At 28.3% G+C, this 22,888-nt stretch carries 28 protein-coding genes; 21 read left to right on the top strand and 7 right to left on the bottom strand.

Annotated elements, in window-relative coordinates:
* Positions 1 to 22: 22 nt before the first annotated feature.
* The 5 genes from remB to dnaA all read right to left on the bottom strand — a co-directional run bounded on the left by remB (position 23) and on the right by dnaA (position 4,263).
* Positions 23 to 274 carry an extracellular matrix regulator RemB gene (gene remB, locus KQI41_RS18420; RefSeq protein WP_154441632.1) on the bottom strand — a complete coding sequence of 84 codons (252 nt, stop codon included), beginning with the start codon at positions 272 to 274 and terminating at the stop codon, positions 23 to 25.
* A gap of 14 nt (positions 275 to 288) precedes the next feature.
* The gene (gene recF / locus KQI41_RS18425) at positions 289 to 1,389 is read right to left on the bottom strand and encodes a DNA replication/repair protein RecF (RefSeq protein WP_154441634.1); all 1,101 of its coding nucleotides are present in this window, start codon (positions 1,387 to 1,389) and stop codon (positions 289 to 291) included.
* A 28-nt stretch (positions 1,390 to 1,417) separates the two neighbouring features.
* A complete protein-coding gene (locus tag KQI41_RS18430; protein WP_154441636.1) occupies positions 1,418 to 1,627 on the bottom strand; it encodes an RNA-binding S4 domain-containing protein in 210 nt (69 codons plus the stop codon).
* A 12-nt stretch (positions 1,628 to 1,639) separates the two neighbouring features.
* Positions 1,640 to 2,746, bottom strand: a complete 1,107-nt coding sequence (gene dnaN / locus KQI41_RS18435) for a DNA polymerase III subunit beta (RefSeq protein ID WP_154441638.1) — start codon at positions 2,744 to 2,746, stop codon at positions 1,640 to 1,642.
* 185 nt (positions 2,747 to 2,931) lie between these two features.
* Positions 2,932 to 4,263: a chromosomal replication initiator protein DnaA gene (gene dnaA, locus KQI41_RS18440; RefSeq protein ID WP_154441640.1), complete on the bottom strand. Its 1,332-nt coding sequence runs from the start codon at positions 4,261 to 4,263 to the stop codon at positions 2,932 to 2,934.
* Positions 4,264 to 4,937: 674 nt separating this feature from the next.
* Here dnaA and rpmH point away from each other — a divergent pair.
* The 9 genes from rpmH to noc all read left to right on the top strand — a co-directional run bounded on the left by rpmH (position 4,938) and on the right by noc (position 12,259).
* Complete coding sequence (gene rpmH, locus KQI41_RS18445) at positions 4,938 to 5,072, top strand: 50S ribosomal protein L34 (protein ID WP_072977524.1); 135 nt, start codon at positions 4,938 to 4,940, stop codon at positions 5,070 to 5,072.
* Positions 5,073 to 5,199: 127 nt separating this feature from the next.
* Entirely contained in the window at positions 5,200 to 5,556 is a 357-nt protein-coding gene (gene rnpA / locus KQI41_RS18450; protein WP_154441642.1) for a ribonuclease P protein component, read from the top strand.
* Positions 5,549 to 5,764 carry a membrane protein insertion efficiency factor YidD gene (gene yidD / locus KQI41_RS18455; protein ID WP_154441644.1) on the top strand — a complete coding sequence of 72 codons (216 nt, stop codon included), beginning with the start codon at positions 5,549 to 5,551 and terminating at the stop codon, positions 5,762 to 5,764. The genes rnpA and yidD overlap by 8 nt, the downstream gene beginning before the upstream one ends.
* 14 nt (positions 5,765 to 5,778) lie before the next feature.
* Positions 5,779 to 6,486, top strand: coding sequence for a YidC/Oxa1 family membrane protein insertase (locus KQI41_RS18460; protein ID WP_154441646.1), 708 nt, complete (start codon positions 5,779 to 5,781; stop codon positions 6,484 to 6,486).
* Between the two features lie 4 nt (positions 6,487 to 6,490).
* Positions 6,491 to 7,117, top strand: a complete 627-nt coding sequence (jag, locus tag KQI41_RS18465; protein WP_154441648.1) for an RNA-binding cell elongation regulator Jag/EloR — start codon at positions 6,491 to 6,493, stop codon at positions 7,115 to 7,117.
* 114 nt (positions 7,118 to 7,231) lie between these two features.
* Positions 7,232 to 8,605 carry a tRNA uridine-5-carboxymethylaminomethyl(34) synthesis GTPase MnmE gene (mnmE, locus tag KQI41_RS18470; RefSeq protein WP_154441650.1) on the top strand — a complete coding sequence of 458 codons (1,374 nt, stop codon included), beginning with the start codon at positions 7,232 to 7,234 and terminating at the stop codon, positions 8,603 to 8,605.
* A gap of 141 nt (positions 8,606 to 8,746) precedes the next feature.
* On the top strand, positions 8,747 to 10,666 hold the full coding sequence (gene mnmG, locus KQI41_RS18475) for a tRNA uridine-5-carboxymethylaminomethyl(34) synthesis enzyme MnmG (RefSeq protein WP_154441652.1): 1,920 nt from the start codon (positions 8,747 to 8,749) through the stop codon (positions 10,664 to 10,666).
* Complete coding sequence (gene rsmG, locus KQI41_RS18480; RefSeq protein WP_154441654.1) at positions 10,653 to 11,369, top strand: 16S rRNA (guanine(527)-N(7))-methyltransferase RsmG; 717 nt, start codon at positions 10,653 to 10,655, stop codon at positions 11,367 to 11,369. Before mnmG ends, rsmG begins: the two co-directional genes overlap by 14 nt.
* A 98-nt stretch (positions 11,370 to 11,467) precedes the next feature.
* The gene (gene noc, locus KQI41_RS18485) at positions 11,468 to 12,259 is read left to right on the top strand and encodes a nucleoid occlusion protein (RefSeq protein WP_154441656.1); all 792 of its coding nucleotides are present in this window, start codon (positions 11,468 to 11,470) and stop codon (positions 12,257 to 12,259) included.
* A gap of 38 nt (positions 12,260 to 12,297) precedes the next feature.
* Here noc and KQI41_RS18490 read toward each other — a convergent pair whose 3' ends face one another.
* Positions 12,298 to 13,065: a polysaccharide deacetylase family protein gene (locus tag KQI41_RS18490; protein WP_154441658.1), complete on the bottom strand. Its 768-nt coding sequence runs from the start codon at positions 13,063 to 13,065 to the stop codon at positions 12,298 to 12,300.
* 192 nt (positions 13,066 to 13,257) lie between these two features.
* On the opposite strand from KQI41_RS18490, the gene KQI41_RS18495 reads away from it, so the two are divergent.
* Both KQI41_RS18495 and KQI41_RS18500 read left to right on the top strand, forming a co-directional pair.
* Complete coding sequence (locus tag KQI41_RS18495; protein ID WP_195838012.1) at positions 13,258 to 13,662, top strand: GNAT family N-acetyltransferase; 405 nt, start codon at positions 13,258 to 13,260, stop codon at positions 13,660 to 13,662.
* Positions 13,663 to 14,382: 720 nt separating this feature from the next.
* Positions 14,383 to 15,255 (top strand): AraC family transcriptional regulator, encoded by an 873-nt coding sequence (locus KQI41_RS18500; protein WP_154441662.1) that lies wholly within the window; start codon positions 14,383 to 14,385, stop codon positions 15,253 to 15,255.
* 83 nt (positions 15,256 to 15,338) lie between these two features.
* On the opposite strand, the gene KQI41_RS18505 is transcribed toward KQI41_RS18500, so the two are convergent.
* A complete protein-coding gene (locus KQI41_RS18505) occupies positions 15,339 to 15,929 on the bottom strand; it encodes a DsbA family oxidoreductase (protein WP_154441664.1) in 591 nt (196 codons plus the stop codon).
* Positions 15,930 to 16,127: 198 nt separating this feature from the next.
* Here KQI41_RS18505 and KQI41_RS18510 point away from each other — a divergent pair, with 198 nt between their 5' ends.
* From KQI41_RS18510 to KQI41_RS18555, 10 genes are all read left to right on the top strand, one after another.
* On the top strand, positions 16,128 to 16,376 hold the full coding sequence (locus KQI41_RS18510; RefSeq protein WP_154441666.1) for a hypothetical protein: 249 nt from the start codon (positions 16,128 to 16,130) through the stop codon (positions 16,374 to 16,376).
* Between the two features lie 63 nt (positions 16,377 to 16,439).
* Complete coding sequence (locus KQI41_RS18515) at positions 16,440 to 16,850, top strand: GNAT family N-acetyltransferase (RefSeq protein WP_195838013.1); 411 nt, start codon at positions 16,440 to 16,442, stop codon at positions 16,848 to 16,850.
* A 20-nt stretch (positions 16,851 to 16,870) separates the two neighbouring features.
* Positions 16,871 to 17,326 (top strand): GNAT family N-acetyltransferase, encoded by a 456-nt coding sequence (locus KQI41_RS18520; protein ID WP_154441668.1) that lies wholly within the window; start codon positions 16,871 to 16,873, stop codon positions 17,324 to 17,326.
* 255 nt (positions 17,327 to 17,581) lie between these two features.
* The gene (locus tag KQI41_RS18525) at positions 17,582 to 17,779 is read left to right on the top strand and encodes a hypothetical protein (RefSeq protein WP_154441670.1); all 198 of its coding nucleotides are present in this window, start codon (positions 17,582 to 17,584) and stop codon (positions 17,777 to 17,779) included.
* On the top strand, positions 17,766 to 18,029 hold the full coding sequence (locus KQI41_RS18530; RefSeq protein WP_154441671.1) for a hypothetical protein: 264 nt from the start codon (positions 17,766 to 17,768) through the stop codon (positions 18,027 to 18,029). The genes KQI41_RS18525 and KQI41_RS18530 overlap by 14 nt, the downstream gene beginning before the upstream one ends.
* A complete protein-coding gene (locus tag KQI41_RS18535) occupies positions 18,026 to 18,520 on the top strand; it encodes a hypothetical protein (protein ID WP_154441672.1) in 495 nt (164 codons plus the stop codon). Before KQI41_RS18530 ends, KQI41_RS18535 begins: the two co-directional genes overlap by 4 nt.
* 482 nt (positions 18,521 to 19,002) lie before the next feature.
* Positions 19,003 to 19,770, top strand: coding sequence for a ParA family protein (locus KQI41_RS18540; protein WP_154441673.1), 768 nt, complete (start codon positions 19,003 to 19,005; stop codon positions 19,768 to 19,770).
* A gap of 4 nt (positions 19,771 to 19,774) precedes the next feature.
* A complete protein-coding gene (locus KQI41_RS18545; protein WP_216585884.1) occupies positions 19,775 to 20,632 on the top strand; it encodes a ParB/RepB/Spo0J family partition protein in 858 nt (285 codons plus the stop codon).
* Positions 20,633 to 20,653: 21 nt separating this feature from the next.
* On the top strand, positions 20,654 to 21,550 hold the full coding sequence (locus KQI41_RS18550) for a PhzF family phenazine biosynthesis protein (RefSeq protein WP_154441676.1): 897 nt from the start codon (positions 20,654 to 20,656) through the stop codon (positions 21,548 to 21,550).
* Positions 21,551 to 21,770: 220 nt separating this feature from the next.
* On the top strand, positions 21,771 to 22,888 hold a 1,118-nt coding region (locus KQI41_RS18555), incomplete at its 3' end, for an alanine/glycine:cation symporter family protein (RefSeq protein WP_216585885.1).

Below are 22,888 nucleotides of genomic sequence, written 5' to 3' on the forward strand. Positions count from 1 at the left end.
TTTACCTCCAATCTATTATTATCTATTCATAAGTATTTCTATTTGACAGTGCTTTTGAAGATATATTTGATGTATAAATTATTGTCTTATTATTTCTTGATACTAGTACATAAGATTTAATACTTTCATCCAAACTTCCAACTATTGAGTTTTCTTCTATCAATTTATTTATAAATTCTCTAGTCTTTTTAGTACCTTCTGCTGCCTTTTTATCCAGTATAGCTATTATGTCCTTTGTAAATATATAATTATTATCACCTATATGAATAATCATATTGTAACTCCTATCTAACTTAATTGTCCATTGTCTATATAATATATTGATTTTTCAATATTATCCATTTCTTTTAAATCTACAGCATCTGTTACTGTTATTAAAGTTTGCATATTTTTAAAAGAATGAATTAAATATCTTCGCCTTTCCTCATCTAATTCAGAAAAAACATCATCTAAAAGTAAAACTGGATAAACGCCTTTTTGTTTCTTTATTAGTTCTACTTCCGATAGTTTTATGGATAATACTGCTGTTCTTTGTTGTCCTTGAGAACCATAGGTTTTGAGCTCTTTATTATTTATATTAATAAATATATCATCTCTATGAGGTCCTAACTGCGTAAAAGATGACTCTATATCACTTTTTACATTATTTCTAAGTTTATCTAAATATCTTTTTTCCATCTCTATTTTATTATCTAATATTTCAATATTTGAAATATAGTGAAGTTCTAATTTTTCCTTTGATGAAGTTATATTATTGTGGGTTATTTCTAATATACTTGATAACTCTTTTATATACCTATATCTTTCTAATATTATTTCCGTGCCAATATTAGCCATTTGTAAATCAAATATTTCTAAAAGATTAGAAATATTTTCCTGAAACTTACCAGATCTTAATAGGTTATTTCTCTGAAATAACACTTTATTATATCTATTTATATTGAAATTATATACTGGTTTTATTTGTGAGATTTCCGTATCTAAAAAATTCCTTCTTTCACTAGGACCACCCTTTACTAATTTTAAATCTTCAGGAGAAAATACAACTACATTTAATCCACTATAAAGTTCTTTATGGCTTTTTAGTTCTGTTTTATTTACCCTAATTCTTTTTGCCTTGTCTCTTTCTAGCTTTATCTCTATAAATTTTTCATATTTCCCAATATTTATTTCAGAACCAACATAAGCTTCATTTTTATCGAAATTTATTATTTCCTTATCTCTACTTGTTCTGAAAGACTTTCCAGTTCCACAAATATAAATTGCTTCTAATAAATTAGTTTTTCCTTGAGCATTTTTTCCTATAAAGACATTAGTTTTTTCGTTTAGTTTTATATTTAGACTATAGTAATTTCTAAAGTTTATTAGTCTTATATTTTTTACATACAACAAAAACACCCCTTAAAGGCAAATAGTATTATACCACAATAAAGGAATCATAGCCCTCAATATTAACTATATCATCTTTTCTTATTTTTTTGCCTCTTTGTAATACTACCTCATTATTTACTTTTATGCTACCTTCACTTATGATAATTTTTGCTTGACCTCCAGTTTGAGCAACTCCTATATGTTTTAAAAATTGATCTAATTTTATATAATCAGTATCTATTGATATTTCCTTCATAATATCTCTCCTCTAAAAATCATCCTGTGCAAGACGAACAGGCAATACTAAATAAATATAATTTTCATCTTGTATTGGCTTTATAATACATGGATTTAAACTACCCATAAAGTTTAATTGTATTTCCTCTGAATCTATTATTTTTATACCTTCTAGTATATACCTTGAATTAAATGCAATATTTATATTTTCCCCATTTACATCTGCATTTATTACTTCATTTACATTTCCTATTTCAGAATTAGATTTTATAAGTATTTGTTCATTCACTATATTTAATTTAACTAAATTAGCTTTTTCTTCTTTAGCCAATAGTGAAGCTCTCTCTAAACTATTTTGAAACTCTCGTTTATTAACTGTTACAGATGTTTTATGATCCTTTCTTATGATTTCTCTATAATTAAAGAATTGACCTTCTAGGAGTCTTGAATATACTATTGTATCTCCAGTATTGAATACAACATGACCTGGTGCTGCTGCTATTTTCATTATTTCTTCATTATCTTCCAAAATCTTATTTAATTCATTTAGTGCTCTACCTGGTATTATTATTTTAAGCTGTACATCTGATTCTATTGGTAATTTTCTTAAAGATAATCTATAACCATCTAAGGCAACAAAAGAAATAAGCTTATTTTCAATCTCTATTAATACACCCGTCAAAGACGGCCTAGTTTCATCTTGAGTAGTTGCAAATACAGTTTGCCTTATGGCAGATTTAAATAGGTCATTTGGCAATTCAAAGCTTGTGTGGTCTAATATCAAAGGAAGATCAGGATATTCTTTCGATGAATTTCCTATTATATTGAATTCAGAGTTCTCGCATTTAATATTTATATTATTGTTATCCACATGTATATAAATTGGTGCATCTGGAAGTTTTTTTACTATATCTCCAAATATTTTAGAATTAACTACAATTGCCCCTTCTTCTTCTATTTCACAATTTACATAGGTTTCAATACTTATTTCTAGGTCAGTTCCTATAAGTCTTAATCTACCCTTGTATGCTTCTAGTAAAATACCATCTAATATTTGTAAAGTTGTTCTAGATGATATTCCTTTTTGTGCAATATTTATATGTTTAGATAAATCTTTTTGGTTTATTTTAAATTTCATTTTAATTAGACCTCCTCTTTTTCATGATATAGAAAGAATATAAAATATATAGTAGTAATAGTAGTAGGGGCTGTGATTATGTGGATAACAGTTTGTAATTGGAAATATAAAAGATTATACACTTTTAATAACATGTGGATAAGTATTTATAAACTATTTAAACTATCCACAACTAGTAATATAATTTATCCTTTTAATTCTTTTACTATATCATCAATTTTCTTTTTTAAATCTTGATTTTCATTTATATCTGTACTTATTTTATCATAAGCATGTATTACAGTTGTATGATCTCTACCACCAAATTCTTCTCCAATTTTAGGTAAAGATAAATCAGTAAGTTCTCTAGTTAAATACATAGCAATTTGTCTAGGATGTGCTATTGCTCTAGTTCTTTTCTTTGAATTAAAATCATCTATTTTAATTTTAAAGTTTTTAGATACTATTTCTTTTATTAAATCTACAGTGATTTCTACAGTTTTATTGCTCAATAATATATCTTTTAAAGCTTCTTCTGCCAGTTCTTCAGTAACTTCACTATTAGTTAAAGAAGAATAGGCTACTACTCTGATTAAAGCCCCTTCTAACTCTCTAATATTAGACTGGATTTTTGAAGCTATATAAAGCATTACATTATCATTTACTTTAATATTTTCTACATTAGCTTTTTTTCTAAGAATGGCTATTCTTGTTTCTAAATCTGGTGGTTGAATATCTGCAATAAGTCCCCACTCAAATCTAGATCTAAGTCTGTCTTCCAACGTTGGAATTTCTTTAGGTGGTCTATCACTAGATATTATTATTTGTTTATTTGCTTCATGAAGTGCATTAAAGGTATGGAAAAACTCCTCTTGGGTACCTTCTTTACCAGCAATAAATTGAATATCGTCTACTAGAAGAACATCTATATTTCTATATTTATTTCTAAATTCTTCATTTCTATATTCTCTAATAGAGTTAATTAATTCATTTGTAAATTTTTCTGACGAAACATATACTACCTTTGAGTTAGGATTTTGACTAAGTATATAATGTCCAATTGCGTGCATTAAGTGAGTTTTTCCAAGTCCAACTCCTCCATAAATAAATAAAGGATTATATGCTTGTGCTGGTGCTTCAGCTACAGCTAACGAAGCTGCGTGGGCAAAACGGTTACTATTGCCTATTACAAATGTATCAAAAGTGTATTTAGGATTTAACTGTGATTTATGATTATTATCATTTGTCTCTTGTACTACAGGTTGTCCTATGTTTAGAGAATATTCTTCTCCAGGTATAATAAATTGAATATCAAATTCTTCCTCGGTAATATGAGAAAAGGCATTTTTTATTAGATTAAGGTATCTTCCTACTAAAATACCTTTTGTAAATTCATTAGGCGCTGCTAAAATTACTTTATCAGAAGAAATGCTAATGGGCTCTATTGCTTTCAGCCAAGTATTGAAACTAACTTCTGTTAATTCTACTTTAATAAGGTTTAAAACCTCATTCCAAATATTATCTAAACTTGAAGCCATTTTTTTACCTCCTATCCATTAAAATTATAGCCTATAGAAAAAAATTTAAACTTTTTTATAAAAGTCATAGGAAAAAGTTCTATAAAAAAAATAAAAATATTCGTTCTTGAAAACTTATTAGCAAAAAGTTCATAAATTAACAGAATGAAATTAGAAATTTTCTATAGGTTATAAACATAGTTATCAACAAGATTTTTAAATTTATATAAAAAAAATAAATGAGTTTGGAAAATAAAGTTTGTGGATAAACTATTGATATAATGTTATTAAAAAAATAACATTTATAAATATTAACTTATCAACACAGCATAAAAAAAATACAATGTGGATAAAAGGTGAGATAAATACAAGCTTTTATGTAAGAAAGTCCTAAGCGATATAAAAGTTATACACATACTATCCACAAAATGTGTATAACTTTTGATTCTTGATAAGTAAAATATAATATCCACATGTTATTTAATAATAACAAAAAACGTAAAGATATTCAACAAAATTATCCACAACTTAAACATATTGTTAGTAACTTTTTCTAAATATAGTTTTGTTGAAAAATCTTGACATATCTGCTTCAAATAAATATAATCATTAGTAGTATTCATGTTTTCTTAATGGAAAACTCTGTATTATTTTATATATTTCTGAAGTTATATTATCGAAGGAGGTGTTTATAAGTGAAAAGAACTTATCAACCAAAAAAGAGACAAAGAAGTAGAGAACACGGATTTAGAAAAAGAATGAAAACTAGATCAGGTAGAGAAATAATAAAAGCAAGAAGAAGAAGAGGTAGAAAGAAATTAACTGCATAAGGCCGCTAATATGGTGGCCTTTTTATAACGAATAGAAAAGTTTCCTTAACTTTGAATGTTTTCTATATATTATAGAAGCTTTTCTTATAATTAAAGGCCATTTATTTGACTAAAGGGAGCAAATGCAATGAATAAGATTTATAGATTAAGAAGTAATATGGAGTTTAAGAAAGTCTATAGTGGTGGAAAGAGTTATTGGAACAGAAATTTAGTTCTTTACGTTAAGAAGAATAATATTGGAAACACTAGAGTAGGTTATTCTATTACTAAAAAGATTGGAAATTCAGTTGTTAGAAATAAGATAAGAAGACGGATGAAAGAAATTTATAGACTAAATTTTGAGAACATAAAGAATAACTATGATTTAATTTTTATACCAAAAAAAAACACGGTGGATATTTCATATAAAGAGTTAGAAAGTGCAATGCTTCATATTTTAAAATTAGGAAACTTATTGATGGATAAAAGAGATAGTGATGGCTAAAATAGCTATTTTTTTAATCAAATTTTATCAGAATTTTATATCGAAATATATACTAACTAGAAAAAATTGCAGATTTTATCCAACTTGCTCAGAATATTCTATACAAGCCTACCAAAAATATGGATTTATTAAGGGAACTTATTTAACTATAAGAAGAATATTGAGATGTCATCCATTTAATAAAGGAGGATATGATCCGTTAAAATGATAGGGGGTTTATAAATGACGGCTTTTTTAGGTAACATATTAGGCGGGCTTTTAAAGTTTGTCTATGATATGGTGTCTAATATTGGTACAGAACCACAAAATTTTTCTTTTTATGCAATGGCTATAATAATAACGACTGTAATATTTAAGATTATACTTTTACCTGTTAATTTACATCAGAGTAAATCCTCAAAGAAGATGAATGAGATTCAACCGAAAATGAAAGAAATTCAAAATAAATATAAAAATGATCCTCAAACTATGCAGGCAAAGATGGCAGAATTATATAAAGAACATAATTATAATCCAGCTGCTGGATGTTTGCCACTTTTAATTCAATTTCCCATTATTCTTGCTTTTTTTAAAGTAATGGGCAATCCTACTATTTATGCTTTCAAAGACCCAGCAGTTTACCAAGCTATGAATAAAACATTTTTTTGGATTCAAAATCTAGAAGTTCCAGATCCTTACCTTTGGGGACTACCATTGTTAGCAGCAGCTACTACTTATTTACAAAGTTTAACTATGGTTCAGCCAAGTACAGACCCTCAAGCACAAGCTACACAGAGAATGATGAATATATTTTTACCTGTAATGATTTTTATGGCTGCAAAAGGATTTGCAGCAGGACTTGCACTATATTGGGTAATAGGTAATATTTTCTCTATTATACAACAAGTTGTGACAAATAAGTCTTTACGTAAAATTAAGGAGGAGAATTAAGGTCATGAGGTCTGTTATTAAGGTATCAAAAACCATTGATGAAGCAGTAAAAGAGGCTTTAATGGAATTGAATGTAAGTGAAAAAGATGTTGAAATAGAGGTAATAGAGGAACCAAGTAAAGGTTTATTTGGTTTAATCGGTGGAAAAGACGCAAAAGTTAGGGTTTCTGTAACATATGACCCTATTGAAATAGCAGATAATTATTTATCAAAGATATTAAATTCTATGAATATAAGTGCAGTAAATGTAGTTAAAAAAGATGGAGATAGTCTAATTGTAGATATAAAGGAAATTAGCTCCACAGATATGGGGATATTAATAGGAAAAAGAGGTAATACTCTTGATGCAATTCAGTATTTATTAAGTTTAGTTATAAATAAAAATCGAGATGATTATACTAAGGTTGTAGTAGATACAGAAGGATATAGGGCAAAGAGAGAAGAAACCTTGATAAAATTAGCTAATAAAATGGCTGAAAAAGCGAAATATATTAGAAAGCCTATTAAATTAGAACCTATGAATCCTTATGAAAGAAGAATTATACATTCTGCATTACAAAATATACAAGGAATAACAACTTATAGCGAAGGTGATGAACCTTACAGAAGAGTAGTTATTCAAGCAAAGTAAAACTAAGAACCCAGTATAATACTGGGTTTCTCTTATGATATAGAGAATCTTGTAAATTATTATAAATATGGAGAGTATTGGAATATTAAATACTTTTGTTAGTGAGGTGAAATTATGACTATTGCTGCAATTTCTACAGCTATTGGTGAGGCTGGAATAGGTATAGTAAGAATTAGTGGAAAAAATGCTTTAAGTATTGGAAATGCCATATTTAAAGGTAATAAAACAGAAAAACTAGGTAACAAATATAATAGAAAATTAGTATATGGACATATTGTAGATAAAAAAAACAATCAATTAATAGATGAAGTTTTAATATCTTTTATGAAAGGACCTACTACCTATACTAGAGAGGATATGGTAGAGATATATTGTCACGGTGGCATTATTTCAGTAAAGAAAGTATTGGAACTTGTATTAAATAGTGGAGCAAGACTAGCCGAGCCAGGAGAATTTACTAAAAGAGCATTTTTAAATGGAAGATTGGATTTATCTCAGGCAGAAGCTATTATAGACATGATAAAAGCTAAAACAGATAAAAGTTTTGAGACATCCTTAGATCAATTGGAAGGCTCTTTATCTAGAAAGATAAAGGAAATAAGAGATATACTATTGGAGATGATTGCCCATGTTGAAGTTTCAATAGATTTTCCAGATGAAGACATAGAAGAAGTTACCTACGATGATTTAAAATTAAGTGGCAATAAAGTAAAGGAAGAAATAGAAAAACTTTTATCTACAGCAGATAGAGGTAAGATTTTAAGAGATGGACTAAATACTGTAATACTAGGTAAACCTAATGTAGGAAAATCATCTTTATTAAATGCAATTCTTCGAGAAAACAGGGCTATAGTAACTGATATACCAGGTACTACAAGAGATGTCATAGAAGAATATGTAAATATAGATGGAATACCTCTTAGGATAGTAGATACTGCTGGTATTAGAGATACAGATGATATAGTGGAGCAAATAGGTGTGGACAGGGCCAAAGAAACTGTTGAAAAGTCTGATTTAGTTATAGGAGTATTCGATGCTTCAAAAGAGTTATCAAGTGAAGATTATAAGATCATAGAGCTAATTAAAAATAAGAAGAGTATAGTTATTTTAAATAAAACAGATTTACCTAATAAGTATAATAAAGATGATTTAAAAAAACTTATAGATAATAAGGATGTAATAGAAACCTCTATTACTTCTGGTATAGGTATAGATGTACTAGAAAAGAATATAAAAGATATGTTTTATAGCGGAGAAGTAGAGATTTATTCTGATGCAGTAATTACAAATATGAGGCATAAAAATCAGTTAATAAAATCTTTAGAGAATATAACACAGGCTTTAGAGGACATAGGAGCAAATGTACCTATAGATTGTATAGAAGTTGATTTGAAAAATTGTTGGGAAAACTTAGGTGAAATCTCTGGAGATACCATAGGAGAAGATATTTTAGATAGGATATTCTCTGAATTTTGCATAGGAAAATAGAAAAGATAGTGAAAAGTGTATAGTGAATAGTAAAAAGCTTTGAATTAATAAAAAATATCTATTTTAGTTTTTATTTAGTAGTTTCGAATTTATTCGAAACTTGTCTGAACTATTCACTGATTTATTAGAAAGGTGAAATTTATGAAAGAAGTGAAAAGATATTTTGCAGGAGAATATGATGTTATAGTAGTAGGTGCTGGTCATGCAGGTGTTGAGGCGGCTCTTTCTAGTAGCAGAATGGGTATGAACACCATGATAATGACAATGAGTTTAGATTCTATAGTAGCATTATCTTGTAATCCCAATATAGGGGGAACGGGGAAAGGACATTTAGTAAGGGAAATAGATGCCCTTGGTGGAGAAATGGCATTAAATATAGATAAGTCTTTTATTCAATCAAGAATGTTAAATACATCTAAGGGTCCTGCTGTTCATTCCTTGAGAGTTCAAGCAGATAAAAAAATATATCATACCGAAATGAAAAAGATATTAGAGGAAGAACCAAATCTAACCCTAAGACAAGGGGAAGTAATAGATATATTATTACAAAACAATGTGGTAAAAGGAGTTATAACGAGAACAGGAGCAATTTATAATTGTAAGTCTGTAATCTTAGCCACAGGAACTTATTTAAAGGGAAGAATATTTATGGGAGAAGTCAACTATGAATCAGGACCTGATGGAATGTTTCCTTCCATACTTTTATCAGATGCTTTAAAAGAAAAAGGTTTTCAAATGAGAAGGTTAAAAACTGGTACACCTGCTAGAGTCCATAGGGATAGTATAGATTATTCAAGGATGGAGATTCAACCAGGAGATGAAGAAGTTATACCTTTTTCTTTCCTAAATATGGATAAAACATTTGATAGAGAGCAAGTTCCATGTTATTTAACTTATACTACGGAAAAGATGCATGAAATCATAAGAAATAATTTACATCGTTCTCCAATGTACGCAGGAGATATTGATGGTATTGGTCCTAGATATTGCCCTTCAATAGAGGATAAGGTAGTTAGATTTGCAGATAGAAATAAACATCAGGTATTTATTGAACCAGAGGGTTTGTCTACAAAGGAAATGTATGTACAAGGAGTAAGTTCTACATTGCCAGAAGAGGTTCAATTGGAAATGTATAAAGAGATAATAGGTCTTGAAAATGTAAGATTTATGAGATCAGCCTATGCAATTGAATATGATTCAATAGATTCTACAATATTAAAGAGAACATTGGAACATAAGGAAATAGAAAATCTCTTTTTTGCAGGACAAATAAATGGATCATCAGGATATGAAGAAGCTGCAGCTCAAGGTTTAATTGCTGGAATAAACGCGGTATTAAATATAAGAGGAGAAGAACCCTTTATACTTGACAGGTCAGAAGCTTATATCGGGGTGTTAATTGACGATTTGGTTACTAAGGGCACAGAAGAGCCGTATAGGATGATGACATCACGTGCTGAGTATAGACTTACTTTAAGACAAGATAATGCGGATTTAAGGCTTACAGAGCGTGGCTATAAAATAGGATTAGTAACGGAAGACAGATATAAAAGAATGTTAGAAAAGAAAGAAGCTATAGCACTTGAATTAGAAAGACTGAAAAAGGTTCAAGTAAATCCTACTAAAGAGAACAATGATATAATTGAGAGTTTAAATAGTTCTCCAATAAATACACCTACAAATATTTATGAGTTAATAAAAAGACCTGAATTGGGATATGACTCTTTATCAGTTCTAGATTTAGATAGGCCTGAACTATTAAGGGAAATTAGATTGCAGGTAGAAACTCAGATTAAATATGACGGCTATATAAAGAAACAAATGATTCAAATAGAACAGTTTAAAAAGCTAGAAAATAAAAAGCTAAGTGAGGATATGGACTACAATGTAGTAAAGGGGCTTAGCAATGAGGCAAAACAAAAATTAAATGATATAAAGCCCGATTCTGTAGGACAGGCATCTAGAATATCAGGAGTATCTCCATCGGATATAAATGTATTATTAATTTATTTAGAACATAAAAGAAGGGTGGGAAAAGAAAATAGAGATGAACTCGATTAATACCCTATTAGATGGAATAGTAGATTTAAATATGGAATTAAGTCAAGAGCAACAAAATCAGTTTATTAAATATAAGAGATTATTAAAAGAATGGAATGAAAAAATTAATATTACTGCCATAACTGATGATGTAGAGATCGATATAAAACATTTTTTAGATAGTCTTACTCCAATAGCGACTAAATTATTTGATGGCAGAAAAAAGATAATAGATATAGGAACAGGAGGAGGATTTCCAGGTCTACCTCTTAAGATTTTTAATAAGGAATTACAAGTTACATTATTAGATAGTTTAAATAAAAGAATTACTTTTTTAAATGAAGTAATTAAGGAATTAGAATTAAATAATATAGAGGCTATACATGGAAGGGCAGAAGAGCTTGGAAGGACAGAAATATATAGAGAACAATATGACATATGTGTATCTAGAGCAGTTGCGTCATTAAATACTTTATCAGAATACTGTATGCCTTTTGTAAAAGTAGGTGGATATTTTATATCTATGAAAGGTGAAGATGTAGAAAATGAATTAAAAGAGTCAGAAAAAGGAATCGAGACACTAGGTGGAAGGATTATAAAGAAACAGTTGGTAAAAATTCCTAAATCTGATATAATACATTCTTTGATAATAATAGAGAAAATAAAAGAGACTCCTACAAAATATCCTAGGGGTGGAGGAAAACCAAAGAAAAACCCACTATAATTTGTAGAAATTTGTAGAAAAAAACTTGGGCAATAAAGAAGGAAATAATCTACCTAATGTAGAAATATATATTAATGTCAATTGAGAAGAGGGATGTCATGAAAAATACTCAACCGGAAATAAAATATATTCCTATATCTATTATTAAACCTAATCCATATCAGCCTAGAAAAGAGTTTAATCAAAGAGCCTTAGAAGAACTTAGTCAATCTATAAAATCATATGGAGTAATTCAACCTATTAGTGTTAGGAAAATTAGGGAGGATTCCTATGAATTAATAGCTGGAGAAAGAAGGCTTAGAGCTTCTGAGCTGGCTGGATTAAGTGAAATACCTGCCATTGTAGTAGATTATAGAGACAAAGAATCAGCTTTAATTGCATTAATGGAGAATCTTCAAAGGGAAGATCTAAATTTCATTGAAGAAGCTGAAGGCTATTATAATCTAATATCAGATCATGGTTTTACTCAACAAGAAGTAGCAGAGAAAATGGGTAAAAACCAATCTACAGTTGCTAATAAGCTAAGGCTTTTGAAATTACCAGAAGACATTAAAAGGAGTCTATTGGAATATAATTTGACTGAAAGACATGGAAGAGCATTGTTAAAACTGGCAGATGATGATTTGAAAAGAAAGATACTTGAAAGAGTAATAAAAAATGAATTAAATGTAAATCGAACAGAGGCTTTAGTGAATGATATATTAAATGATTTAACTAAAGAAGAAAAAGTTGAATCAAAACAAAATATAAAAAGTTTAATAAATGTTAGAATATACTTAAATACATTTAAAAAAGCCTTTTCTGCCATTAAAGATACTGGAGTTAATGCAGAGTACAAGGAAGTAGATAAGGGAGATCATGTAGAAGTAGTGGTTAAAATACCGAAATAATTTAAATTTGGACGGCATGAAAGCCGTCCATTATTATATTAATTGTAATTATTCAACACTTTTCTATCTTGTGAAATATTGATTAGTTCAGACATAGTAACAAAACTATAACCTTCCTCAATTAATTGAGGCAAAATGACTTTTAGAGCTTCTACAGTATGACTCTCAGGTTTATATACATAATCATGAAATAAGATTATATCTCCATTTTGTATTTTAGATAATGTAGTATCTATTACTACATCTACTCCAGGATTACTCCAATCTTTAGAATCTTGATAAAATGTCCAAAGTACCACAGAAGAATCATCACTACTTACAATTTTAACTACATCATCGTTATAATTTCCATAGGGTGGTCTAAATACCTTAGGCCTTATATTTGCTATAGAATAGACTATATCCTGAGTTTTTTCAAATTCTTGTTTAATAATCTTTGCTGAAACTTTTTTCATATTTACATGAGAATATGAATGGTTTCCAATTTCATGACCTTCAGCTACTTGTCTTTTAATTATATCTGGATATATTTCAGCATATTTTCCTAATACAAAAAAAGTTGCCTTAGCATCATATTGTTTTAATAAATCCAAGATTTCCACAGTATACTTTGGATGAGGACCATCATCAAAAGTTAAAGCTACTACTTTATCTTCTTTAGATCCTCTTGAAACAATAACAGCTCTATTATTTGAAAATGTGTATACTGATTTGGGATATGTATTATAAATAGTTACTATCATAAAAACCATAACTATAATAGTAATATCTAATATTATATTAATATCTTTTCTTATTTTATTCATTTAGATTCTCCTTATTTTGAAATATTAGAACTTATATAAAATTATATTCAATGGGGCAAGTACATATTAATAAAAGTAATAAATGTTTCATATTGAACATTTATTACTTTTATAATTATTGAATAGAAAATTATATTATGATATTGTTTTAATAAAAGAAATATATAAAACATGGAGGAATGGGAATATAAGATGATATTTGAATTAGAAGAGTTTAAATTAGAGAAAATAGAAAGTAAAGATTTAAATAAGATTCTTGAAATATATAATTCCAATGGTGAATTCTTAATAAATCATATGGACAAAAGTGTAGTAACAGAAGAATGGATAATTCAAGAATTAAAATATATGGAAGAAATGGACTTTAAATCCTGTAAAATAGTTGAAAGACATACAGAAAATATATTAGGAATAATAGATTTCAAAATAGATGAAGAAACTTACTTATCTCTGTTAATGATACATAAAGACTTTCAAGGAAATGGCCTTGGACATATAATTTATCAGGGATTTGAAGAATATATAGAGTCTTTAAAAGGTAAAAGTATCAGAATAGATGTAGTAACTAATTATGATAGTTCTGTATTAAAATTTTAGGCTCATAATGGATTTGTTAAATTGAAGGATATAGAATTAAATTGGACAGGAAAAACTTTATCTGCTGTAATTATGAAGAAAAGATTATAATTCTTTATGAAGAAAGGATTATATTTAGTAACATTAGAAAAGTTTAAAAGCGGAGATTTTGTAATGTTATGAAAGTAACTGGGAAAAGAAATAAATGTTTCACATGGAACATTTTAGTTTATATAAAATAAAAAGCTATTAAACTTTTGGAAAAATCCTTAAAATCAAAAAGGATTTTTTTATATTGAATCAATTATTTAAACTAGATTATAATTTAAGTAAGATTATAGATAACCAACACGAAATCATAATAAGTATATAAAATTTGAAGTATAAGTGAAAAACAAATAATAAAAAAATAACTAAAGGTTTAATATTTATTTTAGAATATAAAAAAATGAGGCTGTATTTTCAAATTTAAAGACATTTTAATGAGTTGTTCATATAATAGGTATACTTATTATATATAAATTAAATTTTCGCCTATTAGGACTTTAAATGGATTATGTAAAATTATACAGTAAAAATTTTTTGAGTTTTATATATTGGGATTAATTAGATTAAGTAAAATATATATAGTTGAAAAATGAATAATAAATATTATATAAAGAGCCTTTAGACAAATATGAGCAAACTTGGATAGGAAATATGTTAAAAATAACCTTACAATATAAATAGGAGGTGACAAAGATGGATTGTATTCAGAGTATACAAAAAGCAATAGAGTATATGGAGGAGAATATTCTAGAGAATATTAATTATGAAGATGTAGCAAAGCAAGTATATATGTCAAATTATCATTTTCATAGGCTTTTTAGTATGATTACTGGAATAACTGCAAATGAATATATTCGAAATCGAAAACTCTCAATGGCTGGTCAAGAATTGATAATGTCAAATAAGAAAGTAATTGATATTGCAATGAAATATAGGTATGATTCTCCTGAAAGTTTTACTAAAGCTTTTTCTAGATTTCATGGAGTAACACCTGTGATGGCAAAAGGTTCTGGAATACAGTTGAAATCATTTAATCCCCTTGTAATAAAAATAAAATTGGAAGGTGGAACAACTATGGAATACAAAATCGTAGAAAAAGAAGAATTTAAACTGTTGGCTAAAGTCAAAACATTTAAAAACGAGTCTATCTCTGAGGAAGGTAATACAGAGATACCAGAATTTTGGAAAGAATGTAGAGAGAACGAAGTATTTAACGTATTGGCTCAATATACTACAGAGCATGATATTTATGGAGTATGTGCTCCTATTTCAAAGGAAAGCATTTATTTTGACTATGGTATAGCTATGAAATATAATGGTGAAAATATTCCAGAAGGTTATAAATTGTGGCATGTGAGACCAACCTTATGGGCAGTGTTTGAATGTATTGGAAGTGATGGTGAATGTATAGGAGAGACATGGGAAAGAATATTTAAAGAATTCTTACCTAGCTCAAAATATAATATGTTAGATGATACAGATTTTGAATTATATCCAGAAAATAATAATTCTGATTGTTTTTGTGAAATATGGATTCCTATAGAGAGAAAGCACTATAGTATATAGAATAAGTATAGTTAAAACTTTAAAATAAAACACAAAAATAAAAGTAATAAATGTTTCACATGAAACATTTATTACTTTTATTTTTATTCTAATAAATCTTTTTTAAACTTTTCATAATCCTTTAGTAATTCAACTTTCTTTTTATCATCTACTATAAAAGTGGGAACACTTTCTACTTCATATATTGATATTAAATTTCTTCCTTCTTCTAATCTTTTGTTAAAGGTACCTTCTTCAATACAATTATTCATCTCCACTATATTTAGTCCTGTAGATAGGCCTATTTCATTTACTACTGCAGGGTCACCTACATTTTTTCCATATTCAAATATTGTTTTAAAAGCTTCCTTAGCAAATTCATAATATTTGTCCTCTTTGTTTGCATAGAGGGCAGCTAGGTGTAGTCTATTGGTATTAAATTTTTTACTTTTATTATTATATATTAGTCCATATTCTTTTCCTAGTCGTTCTATTCTTCTATAACTCATGTCTAATTGTTCTCGAGGAATATGATTTAATAAATCATCTCCATCTAAAGATAAGTTTGAATCTAGTATATAGGGTATCCACTCAATGTTTATATTACTATTTTCCTTCCTAAGTTTGTCAGCTATAGAAAATCCTATATAACAGAAAGGGCATGCAAAATCTGAAAATATCTTTATATTAACCATTAAATCACTCCCGTTAGTAGTTATATTTAAGTAGAGTATACCCAATAAACAATAGAACTAACAATTCTGTTATATATAGTATTTGAGTATTGTAAAATTACATTTCAATTACAATTTTTTAATAAATATTAAAGAAGTTCTCTTTATGATATGATATAAAGTATGTAAGTAAATTGAATATAAAATGAGGTGAATAATTTGAAAGATAAAAAAGCAAACATTATTGTAGGAATTCTTATAATGTATATATTATTTGGATTATTTCCAGGAGTAAAAATAAACTATGTTTCTCCAATTAAATTCTCCATACTTAAATTTATGGATTATCTAATAAAAAATTTCTTTTATCTTTGGAAAGTTAAATTACTAGCTTCAATAGCCTTTGTTTTTATTAGCCATGCAATTAAGAAAAATAAATTGAAAAAATATAATATAAAAAATAAATAGTTAATTAAATTTAAGACCGATTAAAAGATATATTTATATTTCAATACATAAGGAGTGAAGATTTTGATTCAGTATAAAATATATTCTTCAGATTTGAAATACTTAGAAATAGGGGAAGGTTTTTTTGATAAATGGCCAAATCCTCCTAGTCCAGAAAAACATAGACAAATTTTAGAAAATAGCTACAAAGCCATAGTTGCTATAGATAATAATAAGATAGTTGGATTTATAAATGCTATTAGTGATGAAATATTATCTGCATATATTCCTCTATTGGAAGTTTTATCCCAATATAAAAATCAAGGAATAGGCACTGAATTAATCAAAAAGATGTTATATGAGCTAAGAGAATTTTATATGATAGATTTGTTATGTGATGAAGATTTACAATCCTTTTATGGAAAACAAGGAATGTTTAAATCTCAGGGTATGGTAATTAGAAATTATAAGTATCAATCAGGAAGGTATAAATAAAATTGGGATGAGGTGATACTGTGATACAAAATTACAATTTTAGGAAGTTGACTCTTTCAGATTTAGACCTTGTATTACAAATGGAAAGAGATTTTAGAAGTGGATTTGTTGTTGAAGAAAATGCTAGACAGTTTCTTTTAAATCCAAATAACTGGATTTTTGCCTGTATTGAAGATAAAAGAGTAATTGGATTTGCATATGGATATGAACTTAATCGTCTTGATAACAAAGGAAATATGTTATATATTCATGAAGTTGGTGTACTTCTAGAGTATCAAAGGCAAGGTATTGGGCTTCAGATTCTTACTAGTATAAAGAACTTATGTAAGTTGACAGGCATATGTAGATTTTTTTTGTTTACACAAAAACTTAATAGTGCTGCATGTTTATTATATGAAAAGGCTGGTGGTGAAAAAACATCTGATGGACAGGATGATGATGTAACATATTTTTTTAATATAAGTGAAAAAAGATAATTTTTGTAGAGCTGGGAAAGAAATACATATATCCTATAGGCATAGAGATTCGGAAAAGATTATAATATGAGTATAAATATATTAGTATATATTATAGATAGTTTAAATTAATGCTTTGGTTAATGTATATTGGAAAATTAAACCGTAATATTAAATTAACATAGTAATATTTTTATTATTTTTACTGGGATAGTACTTATAAGTCAGGCAATGGATGAATGGAATAGATATAAAGAGACAAGAAGGAAAATATATTTGATTATTCCTATTATTTTATTGCCTATTATTACTGTTTCTATAATTTCTATAACTGTAACAAGATGTTCATATCTTAACATTGATAAAACAAAAGAGTATATAGGGGAAAAGTTATCCATAGGAATAATTGGTAATATTCCTGAGATTAGAGAAGTGGAAATAGAGTTTGAGATAATTGATTTTGATTTTTTATAAGACATCACAAATACCATTTTATTTTATTGAAAATGAAAAAACTCATGTTAATTTTATAAAGGAAGATTTATCCTATAAAGATGAACCAGATGCTGAAGATGGAATGTATATAACAGGATTATTATATAGTAAAGATAAGGTTTGGGGATATGGTTTATATAATAATACTAAAAATGCAACTAATATAAAAGCAGTATATTCTAGAATTTTTGAAGATATTTCAAAACTAAAAAAGGATGAGTTACATTGAAAAAATTTATTAAATTGGCTTTTATTTGTTTAGGAATTATTATAACCATAGGTATTGTTATAAAACTAGTGGAATATAATTCTCTATCAAGTAAAAACACAAGATCGTTAGAAAAAATATTGTTTGAAGATATTAAATTAGGAAAATATAGTAATGAAGGAATGGTGAAAGATTTAATTACTATTGACTATGATAAGCTGTATGTATTTGAACCCTATGAGTCAGTTGAAGAAATGGAGAAACAATTGGGGCTTAAACATACTAAATTAAAAGTAGTTTATAGTGAGGGATGGATGAACATGGTATTTATCAAAGAAGATAGGATAGTTGCTTATTTATATGGATTCGACTCTTACTATATAGATCTACCAAAGGGTATATATTCTAAAGAAAAAATGAATCAAATGATATACTATAGTGAAGAAAAAGAAATTGGAAATTCATCAGACGCTAGAAAGAAGTATATATATTATGAATTTAAGGAGAAATGATATGGAGTATAATATATTTGATGAAATGATGAATTATTATCATTGAGATTCTTTGTATATTATATTTTAACTTTTATAATCTTTATAATTTTTATAAGATATGTAGATTATGGAAAAAACACTTAATGTTCCACATGGAACATTAAGTGTTTTTTCACTAAATCTAGATAGATAAAGTCTTTAGGGTAGTATTAAACTAAGGTGTTTATCTTAGTTTAAAATCTAAAATATTTGATAATATACTTATTTCACCAGCAAAAGGAAAATACATAAGCTGATTTTCTGTTTCAAAAATTATAAAAAAGGGCAAATTACTTTCTGGAATTGGAATATAAAATTGTTGAATTGGTATAGTGTTCATTTATAAAATCTAAAATATTACAAGATTTGATGTTTCACGTGAAACATCAAATCCTTCTTTCAAATATTGAAATAATCTGATATTATATAGTTAAGATATATAATGCAAGGTGGTGGTTTTTTTGGGTAAGATTATATCTATATTTAATCAAAAAGGTGGTGTTGGAAAAACTACAACCACTATAAATCTTAGTGCTGGAGTTGGTAAATTAGGGAAAAAGGTCCTTCTAATCGATATTGACCCTCAAGGTAATGCAACGTCAGGTCTAGGAGTAGAAAAGGACAATGGACAACCTATTATATATGATGTATTGGTAAATGATGTGGATTTAAAGGATGCTATTAGAGATACTACTGCCGAAAATGTAAATATAATTGGTTCTAACAACGAATTGGCAGGTCTAGAAATAGAACTTGCTAGGGAAGGGAATTGGGAAAACATATTAAGTAATAAACTTAGAGACATTAGAGATGATTACGACTATATTTTTATAGATTGTCCTCCATCTCTGGGAATTCTCTCTATTATAGGGCTAGTGGCTTCAGATAGTGTAATTATACCTATACAATGTGAGTATTATGCTCTTGAAGGTGTAAGCCAATTATTTGATACGATAAAATTAGTAAGAAAGGGATTAAATCCAAATTTAGAAATAGAAGGTGTAGTTCTTAGTATGTTTGATGGCAGGACAAACTTGTCTATACAAGTAGTTGAAGAAGTAAAAGGATTTTTTAAGGGAAAAGTTTATGTAAGTCTTATTCCTAGAAATGTTAGATTAGCTGAAGCACCAAGTCATGGCCTATCTATTATGGACTATGACTTAAAGTCAAAAGGGGCTGAGGCTTATATGGAGTTGGCTGAAGAATTTTTAGAGCTAGTTGAGGAGTGATGATGTGAGTGTGAAGAAAAGGGGCTTGGGAAAAGGATTATCAGCTTTAATTTCAGATGAAGTAATTATTGATAATAAGAAACAACATAAAGAAATTATTGAAAATATAGATATAAAATTGGTGAATCCTAATGAGAATCAACCAAGGAAAGAATTTGGAGAAGAAGCATTACTTGATTTAACTAATTCCATAAAGATACATGGTTTGATACAGCCTATTATAGTAAGAAAAGTAAAAGATAAATATGAAATCATAGCAGGAGAAAGAAGATGGAGAGCATCTAAAGCAGCTGGATTAAAGGAAATTCCATGTATAATAAAGGATGTAGATGAAGAAGTATCTGCTAAGTTTGCATTAATAGAGAATATTCAACGAGAAGATTTAAATCCAATAGAAGAGGCTATAGCCTATAAACAGTTAATGAAAAAATATCATTTGACTCAAGAGGAAGTAGCAAGTCAAGTAGGAAAGTCGAGATCTTATATAGCCAATACCCTAAGGCTTTTAAATCTAGAAAATAAAATAATAGAGCATATATCTAAAGGAGAACTAACTTCAGGTCATGGAAAGGCTTTGCTGGGAATTAAAGATAAGAAAAAACAATTATTAGTTGCAGAGGAGATAATAAAAAACAATTTAAATGTTCGTGATGTAGAATCCATTGCAAATAAAAAAAAGGACTTTACTAGAAAAAGTATTATATCCAATAAAGACCCTAATATAATCAACCTTGAAGAAGAACTTATGGAGAGACTAGGTACAAAGGTTAATTTAACAGAAGGGGATAAAAAAGGTAAAATTGAAATAGAATACTATGGCTATGAAGACTTAGAAAGAATTATAGATATTTTAACTAAGTAAACTTTGAAAGGAGAAGCACTTATGGAAGTAAAAATATACCGAGTAAATGCTTTCACAGAGGAGACTTTCGGAGGAAATCCTGCAGGAGTAGTATTAAATATAAATGGATTAACAGATAATATGATGCAAAGCATTGCCAAGGAAATAAATTTATCTGAAACGGCATTTATAACTCCACTTCAAAGAGATAATTTTGATATAAGGTTTTTTACTCCAATGTGCGAAGTAGATTTATGTGGACATGCCACTATTGCTACATTTTATACTTTGGCTAAAGAAGGATATATTAGTCCAATGAAAAATGGTGTAAAGACAGTTTATCAATATACGAAATCGGGAAAATTAGCAGTAGAAATTTGTTTTGAAAATAGAAGAGTAACAAAAATATTTATGGAACAAGGAATTCCTAGGAAATTAGGTAAAATTCAAGATATATTGCCATTATCTAATTCAATGGGAATTTCTGTAGAAGATATAGGAGTATTAGACAAAGATATAGCTCCAGAAATAATTTCAACAGGATTAAAAGATATTATACTACCGATAAAGACAAAAGAGGCATTAGATAGTTTAACTATAGATAAAGAATTGCTAAGTAAATTATCAAAAAGACTTGGAGTAGTAGGGGTACATGCGTTCTATTTGCCAGAGTTAAATTCAGAAGTTGTATATACTAGGAATTTTGCTCCTATAGTGGGTATAGATGAAGAGGCTGCAACTGGAACATCAAATGGAGCATTAATTTACTTTTTAAAGGAAAATAGACTAATCAAAAATAATCAATTAGTGTCATTTCAAGGTGAAATGATGAATAGGCTTAGTAAGATTTATTGTAAAATTGAAGAAGATAATGAAGTCCAAGTAATTAAAGTGGGAGGAAATGCTAAACTAATAATTAGTGGAACTATGTTTGTATAATCAACCAATTTTTGGTTGATTTTTTATTGCAAAAATAAGAGCGCTTATGTCGAAAAATGTCGTAGTACAATATTACAATAGAAGAAACTTTGAAACAAACAATCTAAATTGTAAGATATTTAACAAACAATCCCTAAGATTTGATTTACAAAGATAGATATAAATGATATATTAGAATTGTGTCATAAAATTTTATTATACTTAAGAGGAGGTAGTTTTAATGCAAGCGTTTATTGATGTGGTAAATGGATTTCTATGGGATAACTTCTTAATTTATGCCTTATTGTTTGTAGGAGTCTATTACACTATCAGATTAGGTATTCCACAAATATCTAAAGTTGGCCCAGGATTTAAGCAAGCTTTTGGTGGGATATTTAAAAAAGAAAAAAATGAAAGTGCAGATGGAGAAGCAGATGGAATGACTTCATTCCAAGCACTGGCAACGGCAGTTGCAGCACAAGTTGGTACAGGTAACTTAGCTGGTGTAGCAACAGCTATAGCAGCTGGAGGTCCAGGAGCTATTTTCTGGATGTGGGTATCAGCGGTTTTGGGTATGGCTACAAACTTTGGTGAAGCTGTACTTGCGCAGAAATATGCTGATAGATCAGGTGAAGAAGTAACAGGAGGTCCTGCATATTATTTATCTAGAGGAGTAAAGAGTAAATTTTTAGCTGGATTCTTTGCTGTTACTATAATAATAGCACTAGGATTTGTAGGTAATATGGTTCAATCAAACTCAATAGCAACAGCAGTTAGTGCAGTGGTTCCTATTCCTAAGGTTGTCATAGGAGTTCTTACAGCAGCCTTTGTTGGTCTTATACTAGTAGGTGGTATGAGTAGAATAGCATCATTTGCAGAGTTAGTAGTACCTTTCATGGCATTACTTTATATTATAGGAAGTTTTGTTATAGTGTTTAAAAACCCTGCAGCTTTAGGACCAGCATTTAAGAGCATTTTCCAAGGAGCTTTTACTACTCAAGCAGCAGTAGGTGGAGCATTGGGAGTTACTATGAAGCAAGCTGCTAGATATGGTATAGCAAGAGGATTATTCTCAAACGAAGCAGGTATGGGTTCAACACCACATGCCCATGCAGTAGCAAAAGTAGCACACCCTGCACAACAAGGTATGGTTGCTATGGTTGGGGTTATTATAGATACAATCGTTATTTGTACAGTAACAGCACTTATAAATTTAGTTACAGGAGCCAATACTTTAGGACTTACTGGAATAGAAATGACTCAAGAAGCATTTAGATTAGGACTTGGTAACTTTGGATTAGTATTTATAGCTATTAGTTTATTCTTCTCTGCACTTACTACTATAATAGGATGGTATTT

Source organism: Tissierella pigra, from assembly GCF_018917845.1.
In the GTDB taxonomy this organism is placed as follows: domain Bacteria; phylum Bacillota; class Clostridia; order Tissierellales; family Tissierellaceae; genus Tissierella; species Tissierella pigra.